This window comes from Gemmata sp. (assembly GCF_051859125.1).
GTDB lineage: Bacteria > Planctomycetota > Planctomycetia > Gemmatales > Gemmataceae > Gemmata.
Genome location: NZ_JBHYGG010000273.1, coordinates 19,718 through 34,213 on the forward strand (window position 1 = coordinate 19,718; position 14,496 = coordinate 34,213).

The following is a 14,496-nucleotide window of genomic DNA, read 5'->3' on the forward strand; positions in this document are numbered from 1 at the left end:
GGGGGGGGGTGTTTTTTTTTTGTGTTTCGGGGGGGGGGGGGTGGTGGGCTTTGGGCTACGGGGGCGCCCGTCTCCCCCCTACACCCCCCCGCCCCACCACCAACGTCCCGCCCCACTAGATCTTGTCCACTTCCCAGTAGTCGACCTCGACGTCCACCGGGCGGCCCCAGAAGGTGACGACGACGGTGACCTTGGGCGACTCGGTCGGGTCCTTGGGCTCGCTGATCGCCTTGACCTCGCCCTCGGAGCCGACGAACGCGCCGCCGCGGATGCGGACCTTGTCGCCCTTCTCCACGTCGAGCTTGACCACGACCTTGCCGCCGCCCTTGCCGCCCCGCTTCTTGTTCGGGTCCGGCGCGCCGGTGAGCATCGACTGCACCTCGGCCTCGGTCATCGGCGCGGGGGCCGACCGCTCGATCGCGCCGGCGGTCTTCTTCGTGTTCACCCCGACGAAGTCGCCGACCCCGGAGGTCTCGCGGAACACGTACAGGATGTCGTTGTTGAACTCGACCTCGGCGAACAGGTAGCCCGGGAACTTCTTGTTGTACTTGGTGACGTTCTTTTCCTGGGTCGTCGTCTCGCCGGTCTTCTTGTTCTTGACCTTCACCTTCTTCTTGACGATGATCTCTTCGACCGGAATCATGATCTGGCCGAAGAACTCTTCGAGCCCTTCGATCTTCACCTTCCGCTCGATCGCGGCCTTGATCGACTCCTCGCGGCCGCTCTGGATCTTGACCGCAAACCACCGCTTCTTGTTCTCGGGCACGGGCTCGCCGGCCGGCGCCGCGTCGGCCCCGGCGTCGCCCTCGGGCGTCTCGACGGCCCCGGACTCGTCCGCTTCGTCGCCGTCGGCCGCTTCGTCAGCGTCCGCTTCAACGGCTTCGGCTTCGGCTTCGGCTTCGTCGGCTTCAACGGCGGGCGACGAGCCGAGCAGGATCGCCGCGGCGTCGGCCCCGGCGGTCGGGGCGGGGGCGGCCCTCGGCTTGCGGGACTTCTTGAGCGTGGTCGCAGCTTCCGCGTGCGGCTCGGGCTCCGGGTGCGGGGCGGGCGTCGGGGCCGGTTGCACGGCGGCGTCGGGCGCGGACTCCGCGGGCGTTTCGGTCGGCGTGTCCCCGGGGAGCATCTCGGCGGCGTGCGTGGCCGCGTGGTCGGCCGGCGGGGCCGGCGTCTCGGTCGGCTCCGCCGGGTCGTCGCTCGCGGGCGCCGGCGCGTCCGGTTCGGGCGCCGGCGTCTCGGCCGCGGGGGCGTGCGCCCCGGGGGCCGCGTCGGGCGTCTCGATGGTGCCGGTCGTCGGTGTGTCGTCGGTGGTCATGGCAGGTTTCGGCACTGACGTGCCGCCTCGCGGGCGAAACCGGCCCGGTGTAAGGGCGAGCGGGGGGCGCGAGCCCCCCGGTGACTTGGATCGGCGGCGGGCGGCCGGCCCGTGGGCGGGCGCGCCGCGGCACTCACCAGCGGGCGCGTTCGACCTTGCCGCTCTTGTCCTTCTCGGTGCCGCTCTTGCCCGGCAGCACGCCGACGATCTCGCGGCTGAGCAGCCAGCCCCAGAACAGGTCGACGACCAGCAGGAACAGGGCCATGAGCAGCGTGGTCGTCAGCACGACGACGGTGTCCTGGGCGAGCCGCTTGCGGGTGGACCACGACACCTTGTTCATCTCCGCCTCGGTGGCGATGAGGAACTCGGCGAACGTGGGGACGTTGACCGCCCGCCACGCGAACCACAGGGTCAGGACCAGGAGGATCACCGGGACCGCGTACTGGGCGTCGGGGATCAGGGTGACGGCGCTCGGGTTCTCGAACGGCAGCGCCACGGCCCAGTCGTTGGGCAGCACGCTCTGGGACGCCAGCGAGTAGATGCCGGTGCCGCCCAGGATCAGGAACCCGAGGATCGTGAGCCGGCGGGCGCGGGAGCCGAGCGACTTCTTGTAGCCGGCGGTGCTGAACCACCCCTGCTCTTCGAGGGCGACCATCCACCCGGTGCCGGTCTCGCCCGTGAGCACCTTGCCGGCCAGGACGACGAGGAACAGTGCGACCACCGTGCCGACGGTCAGGCCGATCCCGGTCTCGAACGTCGTGGCGACGGCCCGCCAGATGAAGAAGATCGCCGCCGCGGTCACCAGCACGAGGAAGGTGCCGCCGCGGACGCCCTTGATCGGGGCGGCCCCGAGCAGGAGCCGGCCGAACCACAGCATCGCCCCGACGGCGGCGAGCTGCACGACCACGCGGGCCAGCACCTCGACGAACCCGACCCCGGCGAGGGCCGGCGCGACCGTCTCGGCCCACACGGCCGGGACCACGTAGAACGCGACCGCGATCGCGGCCGCCACGTAGGCCGCGCCGATCAGGCTGGCGACCGGGAGCCCCAGGGACGGGGTCGGCGTTTGGGGTTGGGAACCGGGTTCAACGGCGGTGGCCATGCTCCGTCCTTCCTGACAGCGTCGTGCCCGCGTCGTGGGGCGTCGCCCGAAATTCGAAATTCGAAGTACGAAGCACGAAAGAAAGCTCCGAACCGCCCGGCTGTTGTTCGAATTTCGGATTTCGTGCTTCGAATTTTGGACCCGAGGTCCGTCTGGTGCGAAGCCCACGGATGCGGATCCGTGGGCTTCGAGGTCCGTGGGCCGGCGGTCCGGCCGTGTCTCAGCGTATCTGGGGTCACAGTCCGGGAGCGGGTCGGGCGGCGGCCCGCGCCCCAAACCCCGGGTCAGCAGGAGCGGAGGGATTCGAACCCCCGACCGGTGGTTTTGGAAACCACTGCTCTACCAATTGAGCTACGCTCCTGTGGTCGGCAATCGGGGGTCGGACGTTGGTTGTTGGGAGCCACACGCAACGGGACGCGGACCGTGACCCGCATCGCCGCCGCGATCTGAATTTGACTTCCCCTCGGTCCAATCTCCGATCCCCGATCCCCACCCAACTCACTTCTTGCCGGCGGTGGCGGCGGGCTCGTCGAGGATCTTGGTGACGACGCCCGAGCCGACGGTCCGGCCGCCCTCGCGGATGGCGAACCGCAGGCCGTCGTCCATTGCGACGGGCATCCCGTCCATCAACTCGACCGTGATCTTCACGTTGTCGCCGGGCATGCACATTTCGACGCCGGCCGGCAGGGTGATCGAGCCGGTCACGTCCGTGGTGCGGAAGTAGAACTGCGGCTTGTAGCCCGAGAAGAACGGGGTGTGGCGGCCGCCCTCGTCCTTGGACAGCACGTAGATGCTGGCCTCGAACTTGGTGTGCGGGGTGATGCTGCCGGGCTTGGCGATGACCTGGCCGCGCTCGATCCCGTCGCGCTCGATGCCGCGGAGCAGGGCCCCGACGTTGTCGCCGGCGATGGCCTTGTCCAGGGTCTTCTGGAACATTTCGAGGCCGGTGATCGTGGACTTCACGTTGTCCTTGCGGAGCCCGATGATCTCGACTTCGTCGCCGACCTTCGCGGTGCCGCGCTCGATGCGCCCGGTGGCCACGGTGCCGCGGCCCTTGATCGAGAACACGTCCTCGACCGACATCAGCAGCGGCTTGTCCTCTTCGCGGACCGGCAGCGGGATGTAGGTGTCGAGGGCGAACATGAGGGCGTCGATCGACTTCGACCCGTCGTTCTCGGTGGTCGGGTTCTCGAGGGCCTCCTTCGAGCGGCCGAACACGATGGGGATGTCGTCGCCCTTGAAGTCGTACTTGTTGAGGAGGTCGCGGAGCTCCATCACGACGAGCGGGATGAGTTCCGGGTCGGCCTTGTCGCACTTGTTCATGTACACGACGATGCGGGGCACGCCGACCTGCTTGGCGAGCAGGATGTGCTCGCGGGTCTGGGGCATGGGGCCGTCGTCGGCGGCGACCACGAGGATCGCGGCGTCCATCTGGGCCGCGCCGGTGATCATGTTCTTGATGTAGTCGGCGTGGCCGGGGCAGTCGATGTGGGCGTAGTGCCGGCCCTTGATCGGCGCGGAGTAGTCGATGGCGTCGAGGCCGGGGTAGTCGAGCAGGTCCTTGTACGGCAGGGCGGCGGCGCCGGCGTAGGTCCGGTCGCTCGACTCGTACTCGACGTGCGACACGGCGATGGTGACGGTCTTGTTCGCGTCGCGGACGATGCCGCCCTTCGCGATCTCGGCGTACGTCTTGAATTCCTTGAGCTTGTTCAGGTGCGCGTTGCGGGCCATGATCGCCGCGGTCGTGGTCGTCTTGCCGTGGTCGATGTGCCCGATCGTCCCGACGTTGACGTGCGGCTTGGTCCGCTCGAAAGTGCCCTTAGCCATCGCTCCTCGCTCCTGTTGAAATGTTAAAGGGGTTGGTGAAGGGTGGGCCTGCGGGCCGGCCGCCGCGGGGCGGGGGCAGACCGCGTTCACCACTCACCGCCGCCCTCTCACCGTCCGTCGTTGCCTGGGGTCCTGAATCGGTCGAGAGCTGCTGATGGGATTCGAACCCATGACCTCCTCCTTACCAAGGAGGTGCTCTACCAACTGAGCTACAGCAGCGTTGTGCGGCACCGCGCCGGGTTCCGACCCCGGGAAGAGCAGTGATACGAAGGGCGACCGGCCGTGGCCAGAGCGGGCGATGGGATTTGAACCCACGACATCTTGCTTGGAAGGCAAGAGCTCTACCGCTGAGCTACACCCGCACGGCTTGGAACGCGGATCGCGGAATTCGGGACGCGGATTGAAAGCCACAGTGCCGTTGCCTTCAGGTCCGCGTTCCGCACTCCGCATTCCGCATTTCAAGAGTGGGTAGAGAGGGATTCGAACCCCCGAACTCCGAAGAGGCCAGATTTACAGTCTGGTGCAATTGACCACTCTGCCATCTACCCGCGGTTTCATCTCGTCCAGCTTGTGCGTGGCTCCGTCCCGTCGTGCCATCGTCCCGTCGCGCGTCGCCTCCTGTTCGCGGCCCGTTGCTCGTGCGTCGCCCCGCCCCGTTGGTGTCCCGGGGCACCGTGTGTTGTACCACCCGAGCCGGCGTTCGGAAAGCTCGCGGAGGGATTTGAACCCACGACCTGCGGTTTACAAAACCGCTGCTCTACCCCTGAGCTACACGAGCGGGACCGCGACCGAGCAAGGTTCTTAAGTTAGGGCGGGGGCGGTCCCCGTTCAAGCCGAATTTTCGGCACAACCGCACGGTTCGGGTCACCGGGACTCGCGGATCAGGACACCGGGGGCCGGGGCCGGGTTCGCCCCCGGTCGCCTCCCCCGTTCCCGCCATGCTATAATGCGTACACCTACACGAGGTTCTACCGTGCCGCAGACGTACCGGGTCCGCTACAGTTTGAAGCCGTCCGGCCAGCCCCACGGCCAGGCCGACGTGACGACCGTTGACATCGAGGGCGAGCTCGAGGATCTTCCCGGGAGCCTCCCGGCCGATGCGTACATCATGTACGTCGAGGACCTGACGGTCGGGCGGAACGTCCACTGGACCCGGTGGCCCAAGTCCTTCCGCCCCGGCTTCGGCCTGTGACGCCGACTCCAGAATCGCCCGGTCCCGGTTGACCTCGTGCCGGCGGCGCGGCGCTCCCACGCCCGTACGCGGGATTGCCCTTGGCGGGGGCGGGGCGGCGGGGGACACTGGGGGTGAGCGGACCGCGTTCCTCCCCGACGCAGCCGGACCGGACCATGCCCCTCGCGACCCTCGACGAGTTCGTCGGCACCCTGCGCCACCTGCCGCTGCTCCCGCCGGACTGGAGGGACCAGCTCCCCGCGCTGCGGGAGCGGTTCCCGGACGTCGTGGCGCTCGGCGAGGAACTCATCCGCCTGGGGGTGCTGACCCCGTTCCAGGCCGACCGTGTGGCCCGGGGCCGCGCGGGCGACCTGGTCCTCGGGGGCTACGTCCTCATCGGGCGGCTCGGCGAGGGCGGCACCGGGCAGGTGTTCAAGGCGTGGGACGCCGAGCACGCGCGGTTCGCGGCCCTGAAGGTCCTCCGCGCCGAACTGGTCGCCGACCCCGAGACCGTGGGCCGGTTCCACCGCGAGATCTGCGTGTCCCGCGGGCTGCCCCCGCACCCGAACCTCATCGCCACCCTCGACGCCGGCCGGGTGGGCGAGACGCACTTCCTGGCAATGGAGTACGCCGAGGGGACCGACCTCGAGCGGCTCGTGAAGCGGTCCGGCCCCCTCCCGGTGGACCGCGCGTGCGAGTACGCCCGCCAGGCGGCGCTCGGGCTCCAGCACGCCCACGAGCACGGCCTGGTGCACCGCGACGTCAAGCCCTCGAACTTCCTGGTGAGCGGCCCCGACGGGGCGACCGTGAAGCTGCTCGACCTGGGCCTCGCCCGGCTCCACGCGGCCGCCGGCGAGCAGCAGAGCACGTTCATGACCAGCGACGGCTCGGCGACCCTGGGCACCGTGGACTACCAGGCCCCGGAGCAGGCGCTCGACTTCCACGCCGCCGACACCCGCGCCGACATTTACAGCCTCGGCTGCACGCTGTTCTACCTCCTCACGGGGGAGCCCCCGTTCGGCGTCGGCCCGCTCGCGGCGAAGCTGATGAAGCACCAGCAGGCGGAGCCGCCCGACCTCGCCGCGGTCCGGCCGGACGTTCCGCCCGGCCTGGCCGCCCTCGTGCGGCGGACGCTCGCGAAGGCCCCCGCGGACCGCTTCGCGACCCCGGGTGAGGTGGCCGCCGCGCTCGACGCGGTGCTCCGCCCGCCCCCGCCCCCCCCGGAACCGAAGCCGAAGCCGGACCACACGAGGAAGCGGGTGCCGGTCGCACTCGTCGCGGCGGTCGGCGGCGCGGCCCTGGCGCTCGGGCTCCTGTACGCCGCGCTCCCGTCGTCACCCGCCCGGCCGGTCCCGGACGCGGAGAAGGCGGCCCCACCGCCCGCCGCCAGGCCGAAGCCGCCCCCGCAGTCCGACGGCATCGAGGCGACGGTGCCGGAGGCGGCCGAGTACCAGCTCGTGTACGACCTGAACCTCGCCCGGCTCGGGAGGGACATCGTGTACGACGCCGACCGCCGCGCGCGGGTCACCCGCCCGTTCGACCGGGTCGCGTACTTCCTCGAGTTGCGGGCGGCCGGCGGCGCGGCGCAGTACCTGTACGTCTCGATGGCCGCGTTCACCACCGACCCGGGCCGGATCGGCGTGCCGACGGCGGCGAGCGGGGCCGTGTTCCAGACCCGCGTGGCGGGCATGAACGTCTACTCGAACGTGGCGGGCGTCGCGACCGGCACCGGGCTCACCGGCGGAAACATCGAGTTCTGGCCGGGCAACTACGGACCCGAAAACGGCGCGAACGTGCCCGGTGCCGACCCCGGGAGGTACGACTTCGGCGACCAGCCGAGCGGCCCGCAGGACGGGCACGGCAGCATGCAGGTCCACAACTCCGCGGCGAAGCAGACGCTCTTCGCGCTGAACAAGTGGCGGGCCGGCCCCGACAAGGCCGAACTCGGCATCGGCAACAACCCCGAGGGGAACCCGGACTGGACGTTCACCGAGTCGGCCGGGCGGTACCGCACCAAGCGGCTGCGGGTCCTGGTGCGGTGCCGGTGAACGGGACGTGAACGGGAGCAGACCGGATCTGTTGGAGTGGTAGTGGTCGGAGCCCGAGCGCCGAGCGAGGGTTCACGTTGACCCTCGCTCGGCGCTCGGGCTCGGACCCGTCCGCCACGGTTCCGGTTCCATCGGACCTGGTATCACTTGGCCTTCTTGGATCGGGGCGTGGAGGCGCGGCGGGCCGGGGAGCCGCCGCGGGCCCGCTTGTTGGCCGGGGTGCCGCCGACCGCGCCGCCGCTGGGGCCGGCCTGCGCCTCGGGCTGGTCCTCGCCGTCCTCGGCGTCCGGCTCTTCGGTGTCGTAGTTGCCGCTGCCCATGGCCCCCTCGAGGTTGGCCCCCTCGGGGCTGCCGCCGCCGATGTTCGTGCCGGCCAGGCCGCCGACCGCGGTGCCGCCGCCGGGCGTGCCCGCCGCGTGGACGTCGTCGGGTCCGCCGCCCACGTCCTGGCCGACGACGCGGCCCGGCGCGCCGGTCTGGTTCGGCCCCTCGTGCCCGGGCCGGCCGAGCCACCCGTCGGGGCGGCCGTCGTTCATGTTCACCGCCAGGCCGGACTGGAGCCGGCTGGCGCACTTCACGCAGTGGCGCACGTAGGGGAGCGCTTCGAGCCGCTCGGCCCCGATGGCCTTCGTGCAGTGCTGGCACGTCCCGTACGCCCCGGCGTCGAGCCGCTCCAGCGCCGCGGCGACCTCGTCGCGGAGGAACGCCTCGTTCTCCAGGAGGGTGGCCCCGAGTTCCTGGTTGTACGCCTCGCTGCCGACGTCCCCGAGGTGCAGGGGGGCGTTGGAGATGCCCCCCGCGGCCTCGCCGCCGGTGGGGGTGCGGACCTGCTCCTCGAGGCTGGCGACGGTCGCGCCGAGCCGCCGCGCCAGGGCCTGCAACTGGTCCCGGTATTTCTTGCTCTGAGAGGTGGTCATCGTGGTCTCCGGTCGGGGCGGGTGCTCCGCGCCCACCCGGAGACCTGCACCCTGCGTGCCGCGGCCCACGGGTCGTCACCCGACGCCGGCGAACCACCCGCGGCGGGCGGCGTACCGCACGATGTCCACGCGGCTCCGCATGTCCAGCTTCTCCATGGACCGGGTCTTGTACGTCTCCACGGTTTTCACCGAGAGCTTGAGCTGGACCGCGATGTCCTTGTTGCTGTGCCCCAGCGCGATGAGCCGCACGACCTCCGATTCCCGCTCGCTCAGGTCCGGGGGCGGCGCGGCCGGCTCGCCCGCGGGGGCGGCCGCGCCGCCGGCCGGCGTGGCCCCGACCGGGCCGGGGTACGTTCGGCCCCCGGCGGCCGCGCGGATCGCGTGAACCAGGTCGGCCGCCGCGGCCCGCCTGGGCACGCACCCGGCCGCGCCGGCGTCGAGGAACTGGCGCAGGACCACCGCGTTATCGGATTCGGTGAGGACGACGACCCTGCGGTCGGACCGGTCGGGGGCCAGGCGGGCGACCGCCTCCGGGCCGCCGTCGCCGGGGGCGGACGCATCGAGTACCACAACGACGTGCCCGGGGCCGTCCCCGTCCGCAGCCGCGGCGGTGCCGTCCGCCCCGTCGCAGGGCGCGGGCCGCCCGTTGGCGAGCAGCACGAGAATGGTGCTCACGGTGCCCCCCCGGTCGGGGGCCACGGCGCACGGGGGGCGAACGGGCGGGGGCGGGGCCGGTCGTTCATCGGCCCCGCTGGGGGCCGGACCGGTGGGGTGCGGGAACCGAAGTTCCGATCGAGCGGCGGGAGCTGCCGCTCGGGCCGCGCAAGGAGCATGCGGAGTCCCGTTGCCGTTGCCGTCGAGCGCCTGGCCCTGGAGTTCAACGCAACTCGACCGCGAGTTGCCGCCAGACGTGGAGAGAGCCAACGTCGGGAAGCTCCCTGGTTGGCTCTCGGTGACGACAGACTTGCAAGTCCGGTGCCGCGACTACTCGGAGCGGGCGAGCCAGCACCCGAACTGGGACGACTTCGCCGCCCCCCACTCGGCCCCGTCGCGGTCGCCGTGCGCGTCCACGTCCGCGGCGGGGATCGACGGCGCGAGGAGCCGGCGGAACCGCTCCATCATGCCGACGAGGATGCCGGGGTCGACCGGCTTGACGAGGTGCAGGTCGAACCCCGCGCCGGCCGAGCGGAGCCGGTCCGTCTCGGACCCCGCGCCGGTGACCGCGATGACGAGCGGCTGCTTGCCGCCCCCGCACCGGGCGCGGAGCGACTCGGCCACCTGGAACCCGTCGAGCCCCGGCATGCGGATGTCGAGGAACACGACGTCCGGCACGTCCCGCTCGACGCTCCGCAGGGCCCCCTCGCCGTCGAGTTCGACCCGGACCGCGTGCCCGTAGAGCCGCAGCAGGTCGGCGAGGCTGTGGGCGGTGTCCGCCGAGTCATCGACCACAAGGACGGAGAGCGGCGGCCACGGGTGGTGGGAGCTTGGCATTGAGGAGAGGCCTTGTTGTGTCACTGTTGCGTGTCGAATTCGTGAACTTAGGTTCGGGTCATCCCGCAGGCGCGTCTGCCGGGAGCTTCGCGAATACGTGTCCGGATTCCTGGATGGCCGGGGGGCGACGGGAGCGGTTCGCGACGGGCGGCGCCGACGGAACATGATACCGGAACGGGGGCCGACCGTTGCAGAGTTTTCGCCCATTCGGGCGCTTCGGAATCCTCACAAACTTATGGAAACCGCGCGGTTTGCGGGGCTATAAGCAACTCGCGCGCCGCAATTCTTTCGTGGCACCGGCCGCCGGTCCGCGGGTACGCTGGGCGTGGGCGACCGCCCGCACCTCTCCCCTCTTCTCGGAGGCTTCTCGTGTCATTCACCCTGACCTCGCCGGCGTTCGCGGCCGACCACGACATCCCCAGCGACTACACGTGCGAGGGCGGCGACGTGTCCCCGGCGCTCGCGTGGACCGGCGTTCCGGCCGGGACGAAGAGCCTCGCCCTGATCGTGGACGACCCGGACGCGCCGGACCCGGCGGCCCCGAAGCGCACGTGGGTCCACTGGGTGCTGTACAACCTCCCGGCGGACCTGAAGCGGCTCCCCGAGGCGGTCGACCGCGACGCGCTGCCGGACGGCGCGCTCGAGGGAACGAACGACTGGAAGCGGACCGGGTACGGCGGCCCGTGCCCGCCGGTCGGCCGGCACCGTTACTTCTTCAAGCTGTACGCGCTCGACGCGGCGCTGCCGGACCTGAGCCACCCGACGAAGGCCGCCCTCGAAGCGGCGATGGCCGGGCACGTCCTGGCGAAGGCGGAACTGGTCGGGAAGTACCAAAAGGCCCGCACCGGCGAGTGAGCCGCGGGTGATCCCGTGGCCCGAGGAAGTCTGGTAGAATAGCTCACAGCGCTGCTGCCACCGAGTACCCCGTCGCCCATGAACCGCAACGACCTTCGCCGGCTGTCGCGGCTCCGCTTGAAAGAGGCTCGGGTGCTGCTCAAGGCCGAGTGCTTTGACGGGGCGTACTACCTTTGCGGGTACGCGGTGGAGTGCGCCCTCAAGGCGTGCATCGCGAAGGCGACGAAGCGGTCCGAGTTCCCGGACCTGGAGCGGGTGAAGGGGAGTTACACGCACAACCTGACCAACCTCGTCAAGCTCGCGGGCCTCGAGCCGGCCCGGGTTGCGGAGGTCGCCGCGGACGCCGCCTTCAGCGCCAACTGGGTGATTGTCAAGGACTGGTCGGAAGCGGCCCGCTATGCGGAGCACTCCGAGCAAAAGGCCCGCGACCTGTACCGGGCGGTTACCGATGGTTCGCACGGGGTACTGCGATGGATCAGACGCCACTGGTAGACCGGGACATCGGGGCGGGCCGCCGGCTCATCGAGGCGCTGGACCGCGCCGGCGTTCCGCTGACGGCCGCGCTGTGGAAGTACATCCCCGAGGAGCGCGACTGGCGGCTCGTCCTCGCCTCGTCCTGGGTGAGGGAGCGGGGGCCGCGGAAGGCGTACGAGGCGGTTCAGGAACTGCTCCGGACCGACGGCATCGACCTGGCGCTTCACCGCGTCTCAGTGGTTGAATCGGACGACCACCTCGTCACTGAACTGCGGATCTTTGCGGGCACGGACGGCGCACCGTTCGTCGGCGGCACCTTTCTGCACGGAGCGATGGTCGGCGACGCCTTCGTTGACGCCGCGTACGTCTACCGCGCGGAACGAATCATCGGGCAATCCGGCACGGTGAACCTAACCGCAGCAACCCACGACCGAGCCCGAAAGGTGTGGGTCGCGCGCCTGGCTAAAGTGACCGTTGACAAAGGCTTCTTCAAAACGATCGAGGTCGAGGGATTTGACTGGCCGCAGATGCAGACCCGGGACGGAATCAACGCGCACCTGGGGGTGCTGACCAACGTGTCGCACCGGGCCGACGCGACACTCGGGGACGTGGAGCGCTGGACGATCCGCGGCGGCCGGTTGCGGGGCGTGGACACCGTGGCAAAGGGCGTTCGGGTCGAGAACGCGCCGGCCGCGCCGCGGGCCGCGGAGCAAACCCCGGCCTGAACCCTGTGCCCCGGCACCGCGGCCCGTGCCCCGGGTCGGCTGCCCCGGGTCACCGGTTTCCCTCGCCCGCGACCCGGTCCTCGTCCGCGAACGGGTAGTTGGCGTTCAGCACCGGCCCGAGGCCGAGGAGCGGGTCGTCGAGGTCGGCGTGGAGGACGTCCTTGAACAGCCACTTCTTGACGTCGTCCGGGCGGACGGTCCCGGCCTGGGCGAGCCGCGCGTGAACCGCCCGGCGACGGATGAGTTCGTTCACCTCGGTGTCGAAGGCCAGGTCCGGGCGCGCGGCGAGCGGCCCCGCCGGGACCGCGGCCGGCACCGCCGGCAGGCCCATGATGAGGCGCTCCGTCGGTCCCTCGATTCCGCCGAACCCTGCCCCGCCACCGATCCCCGCACCGCCACTGAACCCCGCACCGGCGATGCCGCCGATGCCGCCGAACCCGCCACCGGCCTGGAAGCCGCCGCCGAACCCGCCCTTGATGCCGCCGCCGGTCAGGGCCACGGCCTTCATCGCCGGTGCCGCTGCCGCCGCCCGTGGAGTACGCATCTCCCCGTCCAGCCGCGCGACCTGTCGTGTGTGGTAGGTGCGCAGGTCGTCCGCGGCGGTCGGCCCAGTGAGCGCGCCGGCCAGCGCCTGGCACGCGGCCAGTTCGCGGCGGTACGCGGCGGGGGTGTAGATCCCGGGGAGGATGTCGTACACGGTGCCGTCGGGGCCGCACACGTAGGTCGCGACGTTGCCCTGGAGCGTCCGCCGGACGACGCGGCCGTTGCCGAAGTCGAGGGTCACGAGCGGCGCGGGCCGGACACTCTCCCAGACCGGTTCGAACGCGGCGTTGATGTCGCCGGCCACCTCGCTCGATGAGAACAACACGGTCCTCGCGAGGCGTGCGTTGGTTCAGCAGAACTGCTTGTCGAGTTGGCCCATCATGTGGAACAGCAGCACCGGGCGGCCCGACACGCGCGCCGCGGCCTGTGCGTCGGCGAAGGAGGCGTGCCACTTCACCAGCCCCGGCGCGACCGGCGGGTTGTCGCCCCGCGGTGCGACCACCGCGGTCGGGACCGGTGGGACCGCTGGGACCGCGGGTGCGGCGGGTGTGGGGTCGAAGACCGCGACGGCACCGCTCCCGAGTGCGAGGCCGGCGGTCAGCCACCCGAGCGGCCGCAGGGAACGTGCGAACACGGGGCACCTCGAAAACGAACTGAACCGCGGCCACCGGCCGGTGAACGCATAACGCGCCGCGGCCGCCGGCGTTGGCCGGTTTCTCGCCCCCGGGCCTCACGCCGACGCGGCGGCCCCGTCGCGGACCTTCTCCCACCGCCAGACGAGCCCGTCGTCCGGGTCGACGACCTCGCCGACGTGGCGGAACCCGCACTTGCCCAGCACCCGCTTCGAGGCGTCCCCGTCCGGGAGCGTGTGGGCGCGCACCACCGCGACCCGGGGGTCGCCGAATGCAAAGGCGACCAGGGCCGCGGCCGCCTCGGTGGCGTAGCCCTTCCCCTGGTGCCCCGGGTCGATCCCGTAGGCGATCTCGACCGCCCCGGCCGGGTCCGGCGGCCCCTTGAACCCGCACCGCCCGACCCCCGCACCGCTCTCCCGGTGGAGGAGTGCGAACCAGTGGACCCACGGGTCGGGCGCGGCCGAGGCCGCGAGCTGGGCCAGCCAGTCGGCCGACAACTGGGCTCTGACCTCCGGCTCCATCGCGGCAATCTCCGCGAGGAGGTTGTCGCGACTGAGCAAGACCAAGTTGAGGTTGGCGGTTCGCATTCGTTCACCCTATTACGCCGCGGCGGCCTGGTGCTCCTCGTCGGGCCAGTCCTCGAACCGCATCGGCAGGATGCGGCTGATGCCGCTCTCCTGCATCGTCACGCCCCACAGTCGGTCGGCCGCGGCCATCGTCCGCTTCTTGTGCGTGATGACGATGAACTGGCTCCGGTCCAGGAACTCCCGCAGCACGCTCGCGAGCCGCTGCGTGTTCGCCTCGTCCAGCGCCGCGTCCACCTCGTCGAGGATGCAGAACGGACTCGGCTTGTTCCGGAAGATCGCCAGTAGGAGCGCGATCGCCGTCATCGTCTTCTCGCCGCCCGACAGCAGCGACAGCGACCGCAGCTCCTTGCCCGGGGGCCGTGCCGTGATCTCGATGCCGGACTCCAGCACGTCGCTCGGGTCTTCGAGGATGATGTCCGCCTGGCCGCCGCCGAACACCTTGCGGAACAGTTCCTGGAAGTACCCGCGGACCGCCGCGAGCGTCTCGGTGAACAGCTTCTGGCTGTCGCCGTTGATCGCGTCGATCACGTCCTGGAGCGACTTGCGGGCGGCCCCGAGGTCGTCGTGCTGCGCCTTCAGCGCGCCGTGCTCGGTCTCGACGCGGACGAGTTCGTCGAGCGCCTCCATGTTGACCGACCCGAGCCGCGTGAGCTTCTTGCGGAGGTCCTCGACCTCGGCGGCCGCCTCCGCCGGAGTCGGCTCCGGGGCGAGTGGGGGGGGTGTGCCCCCCCCGTCCGAGTCGGGGGCAGGCTCGGGGGGGGCCCGCCCCCCCCCCGCCCCTTCAGCGGGGTGGGCCCCCGTGTGCGCGCCGG

Annotated in this window: 14 protein-coding genes, 5 tRNA genes and 1 pseudogene; 5 read left to right on the forward strand and 15 right to left on the reverse strand. The window is 71.1% G+C overall.

From position 1 onward, the window contains the following. Positions 1-115: 115 nt before the first annotated feature. From nusG to ACTIGN_RS27340, 8 genes are all read right to left on the reverse strand, one after another. Positions 116-1,312, reverse strand: a complete 1,197-nt coding sequence (gene nusG / locus ACTIGN_RS27305) for a transcription termination/antitermination protein NusG (protein ID WP_439629848.1) — start codon at positions 1,310-1,312, stop codon at positions 116-118. A 133-nt stretch (positions 1,313-1,445) separates the two neighbouring features. Further along, complete coding sequence (gene secE, locus ACTIGN_RS27310) at positions 1,446-2,414, reverse strand: preprotein translocase subunit SecE (protein ID WP_439629850.1); 969 nt, start codon at positions 2,412-2,414, stop codon at positions 1,446-1,448. Positions 2,415-2,702: 288 nt separating this feature from the next. Next, positions 2,703-2,775: transfer RNA gene (locus ACTIGN_RS27315), tRNA-Trp, on the reverse strand. A 137-nt stretch (positions 2,776-2,912) separates the two neighbouring features. Beyond that, on the reverse strand, positions 2,913-4,241 hold the full coding sequence (gene tuf, locus ACTIGN_RS27320) for an elongation factor Tu (RefSeq protein WP_439629852.1): 1,329 nt from the start codon (positions 4,239-4,241) through the stop codon (positions 2,913-2,915). A gap of 146 nt (positions 4,242-4,387) precedes the next feature. Further along, positions 4,388-4,460, reverse strand: a tRNA-Thr gene (locus tag ACTIGN_RS27325). A 71-nt stretch (positions 4,461-4,531) separates the two neighbouring features. Beyond that, positions 4,532-4,603 (reverse strand) — tRNA-Gly (locus ACTIGN_RS27330). Between the two features lie 103 nt (positions 4,604-4,706). Continuing rightward, a tRNA-Tyr gene (locus ACTIGN_RS27335) sits at positions 4,707-4,789 on the reverse strand. Between the two features lie 158 nt (positions 4,790-4,947). Further along, positions 4,948-5,019, reverse strand: a tRNA-Thr gene (locus ACTIGN_RS27340). 195 nt (positions 5,020-5,214) lie between these two features. On the opposite strand from ACTIGN_RS27340, the gene ACTIGN_RS27345 reads away from it, so the two are divergent. Together ACTIGN_RS27345 and ACTIGN_RS27350 are read left to right on the forward strand one after the other, a co-directional pair. After that, a complete protein-coding gene (locus tag ACTIGN_RS27345) occupies positions 5,215-5,433 on the forward strand; it encodes a hypothetical protein (RefSeq protein ID WP_439629854.1) in 219 nt (72 codons plus the stop codon). A 155-nt stretch (positions 5,434-5,588) separates the two neighbouring features. Continuing rightward, the gene (locus ACTIGN_RS27350) at positions 5,589-7,460 is read left to right on the forward strand and encodes a serine/threonine-protein kinase (protein WP_439629856.1); all 1,872 of its coding nucleotides are present in this window, start codon (positions 5,589-5,591) and stop codon (positions 7,458-7,460) included. Between the two features lie 143 nt (positions 7,461-7,603). Here the strand turns inward: ACTIGN_RS27350 and ACTIGN_RS27355 are convergent, their stop codons facing one another. From ACTIGN_RS27355 to ACTIGN_RS27365, 3 genes are all read right to left on the reverse strand, one after another. Further along, positions 7,604-8,377, reverse strand: a complete 774-nt coding sequence (locus ACTIGN_RS27355; protein ID WP_439629858.1) for a TraR/DksA family transcriptional regulator — start codon at positions 8,375-8,377, stop codon at positions 7,604-7,606. 75 nt (positions 8,378-8,452) lie between these two features. Beyond that, positions 8,453-9,052 carry a response regulator transcription factor gene (locus ACTIGN_RS27360; RefSeq protein ID WP_439629860.1) on the reverse strand — a complete coding sequence of 200 codons (600 nt, stop codon included), beginning with the start codon at positions 9,050-9,052 and terminating at the stop codon, positions 8,453-8,455. Between the two features lie 309 nt (positions 9,053-9,361). Next, entirely contained in the window at positions 9,362-9,868 is a 507-nt protein-coding gene (locus tag ACTIGN_RS27365) for a response regulator (protein WP_439629862.1), read from the reverse strand. Positions 9,869-10,237: 369 nt separating this feature from the next. On the opposite strand from ACTIGN_RS27365, the gene ACTIGN_RS27370 reads away from it, so the two are divergent. From ACTIGN_RS27370 to ACTIGN_RS27380, 3 genes are all read left to right on the forward strand, one after another. Continuing rightward, positions 10,238-10,723, forward strand: coding sequence for a YbhB/YbcL family Raf kinase inhibitor-like protein (locus ACTIGN_RS27370; protein WP_439629864.1), 486 nt, complete (start codon positions 10,238-10,240; stop codon positions 10,721-10,723). A 78-nt stretch (positions 10,724-10,801) separates the two neighbouring features. Next, the gene (locus ACTIGN_RS27375) at positions 10,802-11,215 is read left to right on the forward strand and encodes a DNA-binding protein (protein ID WP_439629866.1); all 414 of its coding nucleotides are present in this window, start codon (positions 10,802-10,804) and stop codon (positions 11,213-11,215) included. Then, on the forward strand, positions 11,194-11,922 hold the full coding sequence (locus ACTIGN_RS27380; protein WP_439629868.1) for a hypothetical protein: 729 nt from the start codon (positions 11,194-11,196) through the stop codon (positions 11,920-11,922). The genes ACTIGN_RS27375 and ACTIGN_RS27380 overlap by 22 nt, the downstream gene beginning before the upstream one ends. A gap of 49 nt (positions 11,923-11,971) precedes the next feature. Here the strand turns inward: ACTIGN_RS27380 and ACTIGN_RS27385 are convergent, their stop codons facing one another. The 4 genes and pseudogenes from ACTIGN_RS27385 to ACTIGN_RS27400 form a co-directional block, all read right to left on the reverse strand. Then, on the reverse strand, positions 11,972-12,790 hold the full coding sequence (locus ACTIGN_RS27385) for a hypothetical protein (RefSeq protein ID WP_439629870.1): 819 nt from the start codon (positions 12,788-12,790) through the stop codon (positions 11,972-11,974). A 24-nt stretch (positions 12,791-12,814) separates the two neighbouring features. Further along, complete coding sequence (locus ACTIGN_RS27390; protein ID WP_439629872.1) at positions 12,815-13,099, reverse strand: hypothetical protein; 285 nt, start codon at positions 13,097-13,099, stop codon at positions 12,815-12,817. 96 nt (positions 13,100-13,195) lie between these two features. Then, a complete protein-coding gene (locus tag ACTIGN_RS27395) occupies positions 13,196-13,684 on the reverse strand; it encodes a GNAT family N-acetyltransferase (protein WP_439629874.1) in 489 nt (162 codons plus the stop codon). 12 nt (positions 13,685-13,696) lie between these two features. After that, positions 13,697-14,496: pseudogene (locus ACTIGN_RS27400) on the reverse strand (chromosome segregation protein SMC); the annotation flags it as partial.